Origin of the sequence: Oscillatoria sp. FACHB-1406 (genome assembly GCF_014698145.1) — a bacterium.
Classification (GTDB): Bacteria; Cyanobacteriota; Cyanobacteriia; order Cyanobacteriales; family Spirulinaceae; genus FACHB-1406.
Genome location: NZ_JACJSM010000001.1, coordinates 571,929 through 586,346, shown reverse-complemented (window position 1 = coordinate 586,346; position 14,418 = coordinate 571,929). Strand labels below are relative to the sequence as shown.

Below are 14,418 nucleotides of genomic sequence, written 5' to 3'. Positions count from 1 at the left end.
GGGAGTTGCTTGCTCTTTACTGTAAAGCGCTGTACGGCAAAACCCGCAGTACCTCTTCGACAGTCGTAATACCCGCCGTGACTTTTTCGATCGCGGCGACCTTAAAAGAGGCAAAATTACTTTGGCGCAAATATCGATGCAGTTGCGTCATTGTACCGTCGTAGATGATTTCGCGGACGGTTTGGTCAACATCGAGCAGTTCGACGATCGCTTCTCGTCCCAAGTAACCGGAGTTAAAGCACATTTTACAACCTCGTCCCTTTTGCCAGCGATCGGTGGGGATTTTATTCGCATCGACGCGCAGATGGCGAAAGTCTTGTTCGGTGGGCTGGTAAGGTTCGCTACAGTGAGGGCAGTTGCGCCGCACCAAGCGTTGAGCGACAATGCCGAGGAGGGCATCGCTGATCAACCCGGGATCCGGCCCGATATCTTTAATACGGGGAATCGCACCGGCTGCATCGTTGGTGTGAAGGGTACTGAAAACGAGGTGTCCGGTAAGCGCGGCTCTCACGCCGGTTTCTGCGGTTTCGCGATCGCGAATCTCCCCGACCATAATAATATCGGGATCTTGACGCAAAATCGCCCGCATCCCCGCCGCAAACGTCATTCCCGCCGGTTCGTTAACTTGAGTTTGGGTGATGCGCGGCAGAATGTATTCGACGGGATCTTCAATCGTAACGATATTGACATTTTCCGCCGCGATCGCCTGCAAAGTGGTATAGAGCGTACTCGTTTTCCCCGAACCCGTCGGCCCGGTATAAATAATCATACCTTGGGGTTGGCGAATCCAATATTGGTACTGGGCGAGTGTCCGTTTGGAAAACCCGAGATCGTTGATGGTTTTAAACGGATTCTTGCGAGGAAGCAAACGCACTACGGCTTTTTCGCCGCACACGCAGGGAAGCGTACTCACCCGCATATCCATCCCTAACTCTTCGTCGCCCGTCACGTACTGTTCTCCTATCCGTCCGTCTTGGGGGCGGCGACTTTCGGCGATATCGATTTGGGACATGACTTTGAGCGCGACAATCGTTCGCCGACTCAGTTCCAGCGGCAACATGGTAATATCGCGCAGCACGCCGTCGATACGATAGCGAACTCTCAATCCGTCTTGGGTAGGTTCGAGGTGAATATCGCTAGCGCGGTTGCGGAGCGCGCCGGAAATTAGGGTTTTAATTCTGCCGATTTGATCGACGGCTTTGGAGAGATACAGTTCGGTTGTTTCGCTGATATTCTCCTGCTCGAGTTGTCCGGTAATTGGGTTGACGAGGGGAGCCGAGGTGATGCTGTGGGGGTTGTAGTTGGAGGAATGATACCAGTGGTTGTAGCTTTTTTCGCTGATGGGAACGATCGCGATGTCGGTGAAGGTGCGATCGCTAATTGCCCGCCGCTGTTCGGGGCTAATCGGAACCGGACTGCCGAGATAGAAGCAGTTTTGCCACAGCAGGAGGGGAATAACGGGAGGAAGGAGGTTGCGATCGGGAAATTCTCTGAAAAAGCGCGCGCTAACTTCGCGATCGAGCGCATTTAAATTGAGCAGTCCTTCTTCATTGACTAAAAGTTGTAAGGCCGTTTCGCAAGCAATGAGGCGATTTCGCAATTGCTGCCAAGCGGATAAATGTTGCACGAGTTCTTGCATACTGAAGAGCTACGAGTTTTAAACCCTTCCAAGCTAACACTTCCCTTCTTCGATCCGCCTCCTCATACAAAAACAGAGGCATAGATTGATGCCCCTGTCAAGTCTATTTAGCAATACTCAATCCAAAAAATCGAGCTAAAATCTTGCTGTGACGTAGCTTAGTACAGTTCTTCTTCTTGGTGCGTCATAATCGTGCAATCGGAACTGGGGTAAGCCACGCAGGTCAAAACGTAGCCAGCTTCGATTTGATCGTCATCCAAGAAAGACTGGTCGGATTGATCGACAGTACCTTCGGTGATTTTACCAGCGCAGGTCGAGCAAGCACCAGCGCGGCAAGAATAGGGGAGATCCAGTCCTGCTTCTTCTGCTGCGTCGAGAATATATTCGTCGTCGGGAACTTCGAGAGTTTGGTTAATTCCTTCGGCTTCGTTGATTAAGGTAACTTTATACGTTGCCATATGTATACGATCCTCTTCATTAAAAATTGAACGGCAGTCTTTACTTACCAATCGGCAAGCTCAAAGTTTGCTTTCTCAGTAAGCTCAATTTCGATACTACGCAAAAAAGTTACCCTGTTATTGCTGCATTAGTAATGAAATTCTTAAACAAACTTAAAATAAGTTACTCTTATACTTGCGAAGTGAGGAGCTAAGCGTTTATAGACCGATCGAGGTATCGTCCGTAACATAGAATCGCCCTAGGTTTTTCCCGATTGCGTTCTAGTCTGTCTTCCCAGGAGTTCTCGATTTTGCTAAATTAATTAAAATTATCAGAAAAACGGATTCGATCGCGAAACGGTAATCAGTGGATCGAGGGTGAAGGCTGAATGATGAGGGCTAAGAAGGAGGACAATAAAGCAACGCGAATGAATCAAAAACAACCTTTACGAGTGGGATTAGTCGGGACGGGATTTGTGGCAGCGCGCCGCACTGAAGCATTGTTGGCAGACGATCGCACCGAACTGATTGCCGTTGCCGGACGCGATCGCGCGCGAACGGAGGTTTTTTGTCAGCGATACGGATGTACTGTCTGCGAGGCTTGGGATGAGTTAGTGAAGGAACCCAGTTTAGATTTAGTCATCATTTCCAGTATCAATCGCGATCGCGCTGCAATGGTTCGCGCTGCTTTGGAAGCTGGGAAGCACGTTATTACGGAATATCCCCTCGCCCTCGATCCCGAGGAAGCCGAAAATCTCATTGAATTCGCGAAAGTTCGCGGGCTATTGTTGCACGTCGAACATATCGAACTTTTGGGCGGGTTGCATTTAGCCATTCGGCGATCGCTACCCGAAATTGGCAACGTTTTTTACGCCCGCTACGTCACAATTTCGCCGCAGCGTCCCGTCGAACGTCGCTGGAGTTACCATCGCGAACTAGCGGGTTTTCCCCTCGTTGCTGCCCTCTCGCGCATCCATCGGTTCACCGATTTATTTGGCGAGGTGGAAACTGTCGATTGTAAATCCCGGTTTTGGGATGCTGAGGATAACTACTACACCGCCTGTCTGTGCGCCGCCCGCCTGCAATTTCGTAATGGTTTAATGGCTGAAGTTACTTACGGCAAGGGTGAAGTTTTTTGGAAGGGCGAACGCACATTTGAATTGCACGGCGATCGCGGAACGTTGGTATTTGAGGGCGACGCGGGTTGGTTAGTGCGAGGGGAAGAAAAAACCGCGATCGAAGTCGGCGGGCGACGAGGACTGTTCGCGAAAGATACTCGCAGCGCGATCGATTTTTTGGTTGAAGGAACGCCCCTTTATGTTTCTCCTGAAGCTAGTCTTTACGCACTTCAAATTGCCGATGCTGCCCGCGCAGATTCAAACTTTCCCGCAGCGATCGCTCGTTGAATGGTTAAAAAAGAAATAGAAAAAACTTAAAGTTTTTGTCCTCAAGTTATGCAAAAATAATGTTAATAAACGATCTCCTATTCTTGAATCACTTGAATCGTTTTGAGGGTGGAATCGCTGCATCCGGTAATACAGCCGCCGAGGGCAAGAATTTGTTGCAGAAAATCGATCGCGTCCTTCGTTACAATTTCTCCTGGTAGCAAGACGGGGATTCCGGGAGGATACGGACAGATGAGTTCTGCACTGATGCGTCCTGCTGCATCTTCTAGGGGCAGGGTTTCGCGCGGGGCAAAAAAGGCTTTGCGGGGTGTCATAACGGCGCTAGCGGGGGCGCTCGGTACGGGTAGGGGCGCAAGCATTGCACCCTCTCTCGGATTGCGAGCTAGTTCCCCGAAAGCATGAATCAAAGCCTCGATATCGCTTTCATCGTTGCCGAGGCTGAGGATGAAGGTGAGATGTTGGGGGAGGGGCAGTTCGGCGGTGACGTGGAATTGTTGGCGCAGGATTTCGTCGGCGGTGAAGCCATCGAGTCCGAGAGCGGCAGTAAATACGGTTAAACGGGTAGCATCGCGGTTAAAAAAGCCCGGTTGCGGCGATGCGGGAGATTCTAGCACGGATAAGCCGGGAATTTGTGAAATTTCGCGATAAGCGCGATCGCTTAATGCTAAGGTTTTTTCCATTAGGGCGCGTCCTGTAATCGCCATTTGCTGGCGCGCTGCATCGAGGGAAGCAAGCAGGAGATAGCTGGGGCTGCTGGATTGAACCAGTTGCAAGGCTAGGCTGAGGCGCGGTGCGTCGATGCGTGCCTTACAACAAAGCCCTGTGGGAGGGCTGTGCAGGTGTAGCATAGAGGCTTGGCTCATCGCCCCTAAAACTTTATGGGTGGATTGGATGCTAATATCGGCTCCGGCAGCGAGGGCGGAGGGCGGTAAGTCGGGATGGAAGGCAAAGTGTGCGCCGTGGGCTTCGTCGGCGATGAGAGGGATATGATGGTGATGGGCAAGTTTTGCGATCGCGTGGAGATCGCAGCAAATGCCCTGATAGGTTGGATAAACGACTAAAACCGCTTTAACGTCGGAATTTTCTTTTAAGGCAGCTTCTACGGCTTCTGGGGTAATGTTGAGGACAAGATCGAGGGCGGGATCGTATTCGGGAGCAATGAAGATGGGAGTCGCACCGGAGAGAATGAGTCCCGCGATCGCCGATTGATGGACATTGCGCGGCAAAATGATTTTATCCCCCGGCCCGCAGGTTGCTAAAATCGCTGCAATAATGCCGCAAGTCGAACCATTTGCTAAAAACCAAGTTCGTTCTGCCCCAAAGGTTTTTGCGGCTAGCGTTTGTGCCTCTTCAATAACACCTTCCGGGGCGAATAAGTTATCTAATTCCGGTAATTCCGGCAAATCCGCTGCAAAAACTGCTTCTCCCCACCAATTCGCCAATTCGGGAGAAATTCCTCGCCCGCGCTTGTGTCCCGGTGCGTAGAAGGGGGCATCGGGTTGCTCGGCGCGCGATCGCAACATCTCCAAGAATGGCATTCGCATCGAATCGGGAGTAAAAGACATAGCTCGGAGTCAGTTATTGTTCAAAGCTTTTAAAACTGTATATACTAGCAATATCCAGAACTAGAGCAAATCCCTCCATTTTTATTAATCATGCACGCCAAAGATATTTTTTAGAGAACGGCGAGCAATACATTCTTAAAAATTCAACCTAAGTTCGTCTTTCAGAATAAGTTTTAACTCCTTGGACAGTGGCAAATTTTCTATCTCTCTAACTAACACCTGTTGAGGTTCTCCTCGATTGAGCCTTTCTCGATAAATTCCAACTAAAAGAGATTGCAATCCATATTTTGATAGAGCATCTGTTGCTAATCCGATAATACCGAGTAAAGCAATTCCTCCTAGCATTCCGCCGGGACCCAGTAATGCGAGAGCGGCAGTAATGGCAGCGGCTCCAGCTAAACCGGTACTTGCCATTGTGATGAGAAGTACAATCGCGGGCAAACCAATTGCTGCTAGCTTGCGGACAATTTCATCCATAATCTTAATACCAATTCTCATTGATTTTGCACGATTCCCAAAGAGGGCATAACAATGTGGCTGCCCCTACGACGAACCATTTAGTGCATCGTAACTGAGAACTGGTATTAGACTTTGCGATCGCGTTACAACTCGCCTCTAGACGATCGTAGCAATAATTTGTACTGACTGAAAAAGTTGCGCTTCCCATCGCCGGAAACGCATCGCGCTAATATTTCTCGCTTTCACATAACTGCACGCTTGTCAAGCAAAAACGCGCGCAAGAAAGTCTCTCTTGCTTAAAATCTTGGAATCAGAACCGCTATAATAGTCAGTTGCACCAAAAAATACTAAGTTGTAATCTCTTATTTAAATCATGCTTCAAGCTGGAATTGTCGGACTGCCCAATGTTGGAAAATCTACCCTATTTAACGCCCTCGTCGAAAATGCGAAAGCAGATGCGGCAAACTTTCCTTTTTGTACCATCGAACCCAACGTCGGCGTAGTTGCCGTTCCGGACGAACGCCTCAATGTTTTAGCAAAAATCTCGAAATCGGCGCAAATTGTCCCGACGCGGATTGAGTTTGTCGATATTGCTGGTTTAGTGAAAGGTGCGAGTAAAGGCGAAGGATTGGGCAATCAATTTTTAGCCAATATTCGCGAAGTTGATGCCATTGTTCACGTCGTTCGCTGCTTTGAAAATGACGATATTATTCATGTTTCCGGTTCTGTCGATCCGGCGCGCGATATCGAAGTCATTAATTTAGAATTGGCATTATCCGATTTATCACAAGTTGAAAAAAGAATCGATCGCGCTCGCAAGCAAGCTAAATCTAATCCGAAAGAAGCGGCAGTAGAAGTTGAAGCCCTTGAAAAAATCATTGCCGTTTTGAACGAAGGGCAACCCGCACGCAGCATCAGTTTAAACGAAGAAGAGGAAAAAGCGATTAAACCGCTCGGATTGCTGACGAAAAAGCCGATTATTTATGCGGCGAATGTAGCAGAAGAAGATTTAGCAACAGGCAACGAATGGGTGGAAGCGGTGCGAAAAATTGCCGATACTGAAAATGCTAAAGTTGTGATTATCTCCGCCCAAGTCGAGTCGGAGTTAATCGAACTGCCGGAAGAAGAACGCGGCGATTTCTTAGAAGCGCTAGGCGTGACGGAAGGGGGATTAAAATCGCTAATTCGCGCAACTTACGATCTGTTAGGTTTGCGAACTTATTTAACAACGGGGGATAAAGAAACGCGCGCTTGGACAATTATTGCCGGAATGACAGCACCCCAAGCAGCAGGAGTCATTCACAGCGATTTTGAGCGCTGTTTCATTCGCGCAGAAACAGTCGCTTATAATGATTTAGTAACGTGCGGTTCGATGAGCGGCGCGAAGGAAAAAGGCTTAGTTCGGGCGGAAGGAAAAGAATATGTGGTGAAGGAAGGAGATGTTTTGTTATTCCGCACCAGCGCATAAGGCATCATTAATAAAATCGGCTGCTGTTTCTGTTGATTAAAACGTTGGGCTGCTACCATTTCAGCTAAACATTGTCCCAACGCAGGTTTAAGCTCTCCCTTTTTTGCTTCTACTAAAACTACAGCCGGTGCTTTAATAAATAACTGTTCGGAAGAGCGACTAATCAGAAAATCAACATATCCCGTCAGATCGACTTCGGGCTGCACGGCAAACTCTTCACCGGAAAAAACACTAATTTTCCCGTCGAACTGACGCTTTAATTCTAGTAAAACTGGATTGATAATTCCTTCCGAACGGGCTTTTTCCGTTCCTACTGCTACCGCCCAAGGCAAGGTTTCTTTTAGTACATCTTCTAGCAGCGAACTGGGATTGACGGCTGGAATATTATGGAGGAATCCGCCGTTCTCAACAATTGTAAGTTGAAAATCATCGACAACTTTATTCAGCGTGAATTTACGATAAGTCATTGCTCGATAATTTCAACCACTAGAGCGATACTTGGTGGTAAATAGGAGGTGTCCAAACCCATTAAAGTTCTGGCTGGTGGGCGCTGCCCACCCTACTGTACTGCTACTGGACTCAATTTTCTAACGATAAGGCATTTGTTTTACAATTCCAGAAAATAACCGTAAAAATAATTTGATAAAAGAAGAAGGGAGAGACTCAACATCTCTCCCTTCCTTGGCTTTATTTGCTTTCGTTTGTGCTTTCAGTTTGTTGCGCAACACTTGTTGCTGTTTCTTTAACTGTCGCCGTCTTGCCGAACCGCCTTTGCCTTTGTCGTTTCTTCCCTGACGGCGCGGCGATTCCCAACTTTTGAGTCGCACGGCCATAAGCTCATTCTCCTATTCCGTTTTTTCAATGATAACACGAGTTGTATTACGATCGCAACCCATAGCCGACATTTTGCAATAAGTTCATCGGCCCAACTTCTTCAAGCCATTGCATCTGCTGGGCGTTGCGGACGAGAAGCGTACCGGAGAAACCGAGGGAGTTGACGGGAATGCCTTCAAAACTGTCGCGCGATCGCGGTACGATTAACATCCATTCTCGCGTAGCCAGCAGATTATACGCACCCGTTTGGCGATCGCCTTCGACGCTTATCCCCACCGCTTCAAGAAGGCGCTGATAGAGGGTATTCGTAGCTTCGGCGGCACTTTGGGGGGAGGAAATGAGGGGAGGATCGAAACGCGCGATCGCGTGCTGAAACTGCCAATGCGGGACGGTAACAATCGCCTCTTGCCATTCTAACCCCGCGATAACCGGCGCGATCGGTAAGGAAGAACCATCGGGATTAAAAGGAAAAGGAACCAATTGCAAATGTTTGTGACGCTGACTCGCCCCCGCCAACGTACCGCCGTTATAAAAAGCTAAACCTTCAATTTCCGTCAAACAAGCCCACATCGCCTCAAAATCTCGCAGGTTTAGCCAGTTTTCCTGCTCTTCAAACGCGCGAGTAATCATTAACAGATGATGCTCGACGACATTATATTTATTTAACAAACAAACATGGGTTTCGGACAGGTGGGTAACAAATAAATCTTCTTCGTAAGGGAGAAAAGGATTAAAATCTTTGCCGGACGTTTCAGTTTTCCGATCCTGTTCTTTTTTCGCTTTTTCCTTGCGATCGAGATTGGCCAGAATGCGAACTAGAAAACGAACGCCATCTTGGTCGATAAATTTAGATTCTGTCGGAATCGATTTTAATGCACCGCATTTGAGGGCAGATTGAGTCTTATTTCTAATTTTTTCCCATAAGGCTCCAACTTGGGGTTGTAATATTTCTGCCATTTCCTGACTTTGCTCGGGCATAATTAAAATCGCTTAAAAATTTCAATTGGAGAGCCAATAATGAATTTTAATAAGTTCGACAGGATTTTATGGTAGCATTTCAATCGAGAGTTTGAGGATTGGTTGAGTGCAAAAGTTATTAATTCGCCTCATCATTGGCGGCTTGTTTTCTCTGTTTGCCCTGTTTGGCTACTATACCAACACCAGCCAAAACCCAGTAACGGGGGAAAAACAGCACGTCCAACTTTCGCAGCGTCAGGAGGTCGCGATCGGGCTACAATCCCGGCAGCAGGTGGCGCAGCAATATGGAGGACTGCTTCCCAACCAAACCCTACAAGCCTATGTCGATCGCGTTGGCGGGCAGGTCGTAGCGCGCTCCGGTGCTTCGCAGTCCGGTTATCCCTTTGAATTTCACCTGTTGAGAGATCCTCAAACCATTAACGCTTTTGCCCTACCGGGAGGACAAGTTTTTATTACGGCAGCCTTACTCGCTCGCCTCAACAGCGAAGCGCAACTGGCGGGCGTTCTCGGTCACGAAGTCGGTCACGTCGTCGGGCGGCACGGAGCGGAACACCTCGCAAAACAGCAATTAGGCGCAGCTTTAGTCAACTCCGTCGGGATTGCAGCCAGCGATGGGGCAGATGGCGGGCGCTCGGCCGCGATGATTGCCCAAGCCGCCAATCAACTCGTCAGTTTGCGCTACGGTAGGGAGGACGAGTTAGAAAGCGATCGCTTCGGATTTAAGTTTATGACAGAAGCAGGCTACAGCCCAAAAGGAATTGTAGAAGTGATGAAAATCCTTCAGTCGGCTAGCGGCGGCGGTCGAAAATCCGAGTTTCTCAGCACGCACCCCGACCCCGGAAATCGCTTTGAACGCTTGCAAGCAATGGTGCAACAAACTTACCCGAATGGCATTCCTGCTAACTTGAAAGAAGGAAAAGAGGAATTCTCTCGCGTTGTCCGCTCGCAACAGTCGCAACGGTAAGGTCTTCTAGGAACGGCGAACTTATATCCCCCCGCCTTCAACCTATAGTAACGACCTAACGAAACCCGCTCCCGCAATTTTGAATTTAAAATTTTAAATTATGAGTTTTACTGTTCTTTACTGGATCGTTATCGCCGTCATGCTTGTGGGTGTAGTCGGCGCAGTCCTGCCCGCAATTCCGGGGCCGAGTTTGATTTTAGTCGCCCTGGCAGTTTGGTACGGGGCAACGGGTTTTGCCGGTGCGGGCTGGGCTTTGGTCGCCATCTTTGGCATCTTGATTTTGAGCGCGGCGGTGGAATATCTAGCAACCTATTGGGGCGCTAAACAGTTGGGAGCGAGTAAGTGGGCGCAGTATGGTGCGATCGCGGGTTTGGCTTTGGGGTTCTTTGGTTTGCTGCCCGCTCTACCTTTCGGCGGTCCGTTGGTAGGAATTTTGGTCGGTCCGGTCTTCGGTGCTTTTGCGGGGGAGTTTCTCTACCGTAAAGACTTAGCAATGAGCGATCGCGTCCAACGTTCTGCTAAAGCCGCTTCTGGGGTCGTTATTGGCTCGGTAATCGGCAATCTCATCGAAGGACTGCTTGCCCTCCTTGCCGTCATTATTTTTGTCTTCAATACTTGGCCCCCAGTCGGTTAACGTCCCCTGCTTAGTTCCTCCCTTCGGGGGGGGAAAAAGAGGAACTAAAATCGGAGGACGCTGGCGAGCGATACCCAAGAAGGTAAGTTCACCTAAAAAGCTCTCCAAATTTATAGAAGTTTTTTACGCAAAGTTGCCCGATGACTTCATAAAAGTTAATGAAACGAGCGTTAGTGGCAATTCCCCTCAGTTTAGTGGCGACGGGCGCGATGCTCTACGGCGTAACCCGTTTAATCGAGTTCGCAATTCAAGGAAGACCGCTGCGACCGCCCGCCCTCCTGCAATCTCCTCTCGTCAAACCTCCTCGGGCGATCGCGCTGTCGCCGCCCCATTGGAACGTCAACGATAAAAAATTGCTCCCCCTCTACCCCATTGATGGCGAACGAGCGGGAGGAGGCAGTCCCGCTTTGGGGTTAGACGATCGCTTGTGGGCGGATAATGGGGATAAAGAGACGCTGTTGAGGACAATTGACGGCAACTTAAACTATCTTGCCTCCGATGCGGCCGCGATCGCCTATCGGAAATATCCCATCAAAGAAATTACGCAAGCGCGTCTGATTCGCAGCTTGCAGCGCTTTCGCGAACTGTTGCTAGCCGCCAGAAGTCCCGAAGAACTGCAAGCAGCAGTCAAGCGAGAATTTGTCTTTTATCAAGCCGTTGGGATTGGCCCGCCGCGCCAAGGCGAAGTCTTATTTACCGCCTATTTCGAGCCAATTTACGAAGCCAGTCGCACGCGCACCCCAGAATATCGCTATCCCCTCTACAGCGCCCCCCCAGACCTCGATCGCTGGCCGCGCCCCCACCCGTCCCGCGCCGAGTTAGAAGGCAAAGACGGCTTGCAAACGCATCCCAAACTGAAGGGATTGCAGTTATTTTGGTTGCGCGATCGCTGGGAAGCTTATACGATCCACATTCAAGGCTCGGCAAGGCTGAAACTCACCGACGGTACGGAAACCAGCGTTGGCTACGCGGGAAATGTGCGTCAGGAGTATACGAGCGTCGGTAAAGCGCTGGTGGAAGATCGGAAATTGACCCTCGAGCAAGCGACGATGCCGGGAATCCTCGCCTACTTTGAGCAGTATCCCCAAGAAATGAACGTTTATCTGCCGCGCGATCGCAGCTTCGTTTTCTTCCGCGAAAAACGAGGGCAACCCGCCTCTGGCAGCCTCGGACTGCCCTTAACCCTCGATCGCTCCGTCGCCACCGACAAATCCGTTATGCCCCCCGGAGCCTTAGCCCTACTCTACGCACCCCTCCCCCTCGTCATCAACGGAAAAGTCGAAGAAAGAATCGTCAGCCGCTACGTTCTCGATCGCGACACCGGCGGCGCGATTAAAGGCCCGGGGCGCGTCGATTACTTCGCCGGTTCCGGCAAAGCAGCAGGCGCTCGCGCCGGAGTAACGCGCCATATCGGGCAATTTTATTACCTCCTGCTTAAAGAAGCCCCCGCTCCCATCACCCCTAATGTTTCCCCCGCTTCCCCGTCTGGACTTTAGCAGCTTGCGAACTACAATCTAGTTGAAGCGCGAAGGAAGGCGCGATCGAGAAAAGCTCTGGAGAATACCAGAAGAGGGATATTCAGCTTCAAAACAATTCTTTCCCCAAACTAAAGTTTGGGAAATCGCTTCTTTTGCGACAGCTTCAACTACATTAATGCTAACACTATTGCCCAGTTGATAGTATGCTCGATCGTCTTGAGGGTGAAGTTCAAAACTATCGGGAAATCCTTGCAATCTGGCTGCTTCGCGAGGGGTAATCCGACGAACTCGCTCGTTATGATAAATTCCCAATCGATTCGCATCGCTGGCGACTAAAGTAACAGATATTTTTTGAGGGTCTAAAAATTTGTAAACTTCAAAGGAAAAGTTTCCAGCAACGGGTTTATAAAAATCTTTGATTTTGCGTAAATATTTCTTCTCTATCAGAGAATTTAGAATACTCTCTAAGTGCGGATGACTGTAGAATGTCGCAATTTGCTCTTGAGTTAAAAGCTTACCATCTTGTTCCTTCCCGAAGGCTTTATTTCTTCGCTTGAGAATAAAAAGATTCATTAACTCGATCTCTTCAGCCGTACACTCTCCGCGCAAGCCTAATTCCCAGGAATGAATGGAGTTTCCGCCGCGATAATCAATTAATCGAAGTCCGTGCAACCGTTCGAGATCGTTATTTAACACCTTTTTTAAGGCAAACACAAACGTTTCCGAACAGTCGTATTTACGATCGGGAGCTTCTTCTAAGATATCTAATACCCGAATTGGCGATCGAGAATTTTGAAATAATGAAAGCTGTTCGGTATTGCTATAGGAATGCGAATCTCTGCATCCGACATCAGAAACCAAACTGTACTTAGGTGCAGCATTCAGTAAACCGATGATATAAATCCTGACTCGATTTTGTGGCAATCCAAAATTGCTACTGTTCAGTAAGAATGCGTCATAACTGTAACCCCGTTGTTGAATTTCGTTTCTAATCGTTTCTAAAGTTTTGCCACAATCGTGGGTTGTTAAACCCCGTACATTTTCAAAAATAAAAGCTTGGGGTTGGTAAGTATCGACCAACCTCATAATTTCAAAAAATAAAGTTCCTCGCGTATCGCCAAAACCTTCTTTTTTTCCTGCATAAGAAAAAGATTGGCAGGGAAAACCTGCTAAAAGTATATCGTGTTCCGGTAGCCTCCCTACCTGCCGGATATCTCCGTAAGGTTGGCAAGCAAAGTTTTGTTCGTAAACCCATCGCGCTTCAGCATCTATTTCACTACTGAATACGCATTCTGTTTCAATTTCTAAGGTACGAGCGGCATTTTCAAAAGCAAACCTCATGCCACCAATACCGGCAAACAGATCGACAAAACGAAGCTTATTTAAATTAATATTTGCTCGGCTCATACAATCTATTTTTTTTGAGTCTATGTTAAATAAATTTAATCAGTCGTAAAATATTCTTCTAAAAAATCACAAAGTCTGTCGAGTTCCGATGTACAAAAAGTCACTGTACAATGACTGTAATAGCATAAAGTCCTCAAAGCTGTTTCCCGCTCGAAATTACCTGCACCATCGATGACATAAGCAATTTTATAACCGGAGCGTTCAATTTGCTCAAATCTCGAACGAGCTTGTCCAGCTTTCCGTTCGATGACGCTATTTGTTGTTACCTGAAAACTAACTTCTATCGCGATAAAGCGTGTTCCCTCAGAAGCAACTATGTCGAAAGTTGTAAACATCTCACTGTCATCACCTGTATGTTTTATACCCGGCAAATGACTGTCACGTTCTATTTGAATGTTGTTAATACGCAAATGCTCCTCTATATACTTTTTTACAAAATTTTGAGTCGTGTTTCCTAAAGTATTGGATTGCGCTCCAGACGTAATTCTACTAACCCAGATATATCGCTGTTTAAGAAATCGGGTTAAGGCATCAGGTTTTCCTAAATAGTTACCAATTTCGCATTTGGCTAGAATCTCCGCAGTTCGTTTTTGCGTAGCATTACTTCCAAAAAGCAGAATAGCAATGATATCTTTATGCAACGGAGACAAAGCGCGAGACTGTAAAAGTTTCTTTCCGTCAATTCCTAACTTAGAGTTTGTTAGCTTGCCCGAACAAGGCAAACATTCAAATTCATAAATCTGCTTACCTTTATGCCAAATATACTCTAAATTACCGGATGGAAAAATAGAGTGAAAACGACTGTTCAAACGTTGTAACATTTCTCCACCAAAGTCAGACAAAATGACTAAGTGTTTGAGAAATAAATTAGCAGAAAGCTGAGAAGCATTAATAATCTGGAATAACCCTTCTATATTGGAAACATCAATGCTCAAAATTGAAACAAACTGATTTTGAGTTTCTATGAGTTTAGGAACAATACTAAGTTCAGCTTCTTGTTGCGATAATTCTAGTGGCCAGAACATAGAGGCGACTTCCCGTAGTTGCTCTACTGTTCTTCGATAATTACGTTCGACCACTGACAATAAGATATAGGTAGAATTTGCGTTAGTTTAACAGAAGTTAGAGTGAAACGGTACATATAGCTAA

The 14,418-nt window shown here is 47.8% G+C and carries 13 protein-coding genes; 5 read left to right on the top strand and 8 right to left on the bottom strand.

Annotation, left to right across the window (positions count from 1 at the left end):
- Positions 1-16: 16 nt before the first annotated feature.
- On the bottom strand, positions 17-1,639 hold the full coding sequence (locus H6G50_RS02535; RefSeq protein ID WP_190712925.1) for a GspE/PulE family protein: 1,623 nt from the start codon (positions 1,637-1,639) through the stop codon (positions 17-19).
- Positions 1,640-1,797: 158 nt separating this feature from the next.
- A complete protein-coding gene (locus H6G50_RS02530; protein WP_190712923.1) occupies positions 1,798-2,097 on the bottom strand; it encodes a ferredoxin in 300 nt (99 codons plus the stop codon).
- Between the two features lie 407 nt (positions 2,098-2,504).
- Between H6G50_RS02530 and H6G50_RS02525 the strand changes: the two genes are divergently transcribed.
- Complete coding sequence (locus tag H6G50_RS02525) at positions 2,505-3,482, top strand: Gfo/Idh/MocA family oxidoreductase (RefSeq protein WP_190712921.1); 978 nt, start codon at positions 2,505-2,507, stop codon at positions 3,480-3,482.
- 77 nt (positions 3,483-3,559) lie between these two features.
- On the opposite strand, the gene H6G50_RS02520 is transcribed toward H6G50_RS02525, so the two are convergent.
- Together H6G50_RS02520 and H6G50_RS02515 are read right to left on the bottom strand one after the other, a co-directional pair.
- On the bottom strand, positions 3,560-5,047 hold the full coding sequence (locus H6G50_RS02520) for an aminotransferase class I/II-fold pyridoxal phosphate-dependent enzyme (RefSeq protein ID WP_190712919.1): 1,488 nt from the start codon (positions 5,045-5,047) through the stop codon (positions 3,560-3,562).
- Positions 5,048-5,182: 135 nt separating this feature from the next.
- Positions 5,183-5,545, bottom strand: coding sequence for a hypothetical protein (locus tag H6G50_RS02515; RefSeq protein WP_242032669.1), 363 nt, complete (start codon positions 5,543-5,545; stop codon positions 5,183-5,185).
- Between the two features lie 334 nt (positions 5,546-5,879).
- Here H6G50_RS02515 and ychF point away from each other — a divergent pair, with 334 nt between their 5' ends.
- Positions 5,880-6,974, top strand: a complete 1,095-nt coding sequence (gene ychF, locus H6G50_RS02510) for a redox-regulated ATPase YchF (RefSeq protein WP_190712917.1) — start codon at positions 5,880-5,882, stop codon at positions 6,972-6,974.
- A gap of 587 nt (positions 6,975-7,561) precedes the next feature.
- Here ychF and H6G50_RS02500 read toward each other — a convergent pair.
- Both H6G50_RS02500 and H6G50_RS02495 read right to left on the bottom strand, forming a co-directional pair.
- On the bottom strand, positions 7,562-7,807 hold the full coding sequence (locus H6G50_RS02500) for a hypothetical protein (RefSeq protein WP_190713042.1): 246 nt from the start codon (positions 7,805-7,807) through the stop codon (positions 7,562-7,564).
- 46 nt (positions 7,808-7,853) lie between these two features.
- Entirely contained in the window at positions 7,854-8,786 is a 933-nt protein-coding gene (locus tag H6G50_RS02495) for a phosphorylase (protein ID WP_199302657.1), read from the bottom strand.
- 106 nt (positions 8,787-8,892) lie between these two features.
- Between H6G50_RS02495 and H6G50_RS02490 the strand changes: the two genes are divergently transcribed.
- The 3 genes from H6G50_RS02490 to H6G50_RS02480 all read left to right on the top strand — a co-directional run bounded on the left by H6G50_RS02490 (position 8,893) and on the right by H6G50_RS02480 (position 11,880).
- Positions 8,893-9,750, top strand: coding sequence for a M48 family metalloprotease (locus tag H6G50_RS02490; RefSeq protein ID WP_190712915.1), 858 nt, complete (start codon positions 8,893-8,895; stop codon positions 9,748-9,750).
- A 100-nt stretch (positions 9,751-9,850) separates the two neighbouring features.
- Positions 9,851-10,384, top strand: coding sequence for a DUF456 family protein (locus tag H6G50_RS02485; RefSeq protein ID WP_190712913.1), 534 nt, complete (start codon positions 9,851-9,853; stop codon positions 10,382-10,384).
- 158 nt (positions 10,385-10,542) lie between these two features.
- Positions 10,543-11,880 carry an MltA domain-containing protein gene (locus tag H6G50_RS02480; RefSeq protein WP_190712911.1) on the top strand — a complete coding sequence of 446 codons (1,338 nt, stop codon included), beginning with the start codon at positions 10,543-10,545 and terminating at the stop codon, positions 11,878-11,880.
- A gap of 18 nt (positions 11,881-11,898) precedes the next feature.
- Here the strand turns inward: H6G50_RS02480 and dcm are convergent, their stop codons facing one another.
- Together dcm and H6G50_RS02470 are read right to left on the bottom strand one after the other, a co-directional pair.
- Entirely contained in the window at positions 11,899-13,269 is a 1,371-nt protein-coding gene (dcm, locus tag H6G50_RS02475; protein ID WP_190712909.1) for a DNA (cytosine-5-)-methyltransferase, read from the bottom strand.
- A gap of 35 nt (positions 13,270-13,304) precedes the next feature.
- Positions 13,305-14,348 (bottom strand): restriction endonuclease, encoded by a 1,044-nt coding sequence (locus H6G50_RS02470; protein ID WP_347239851.1) that lies wholly within the window; start codon positions 14,346-14,348, stop codon positions 13,305-13,307.
- Positions 14,349-14,418: the final 70 nt, after the last annotated feature.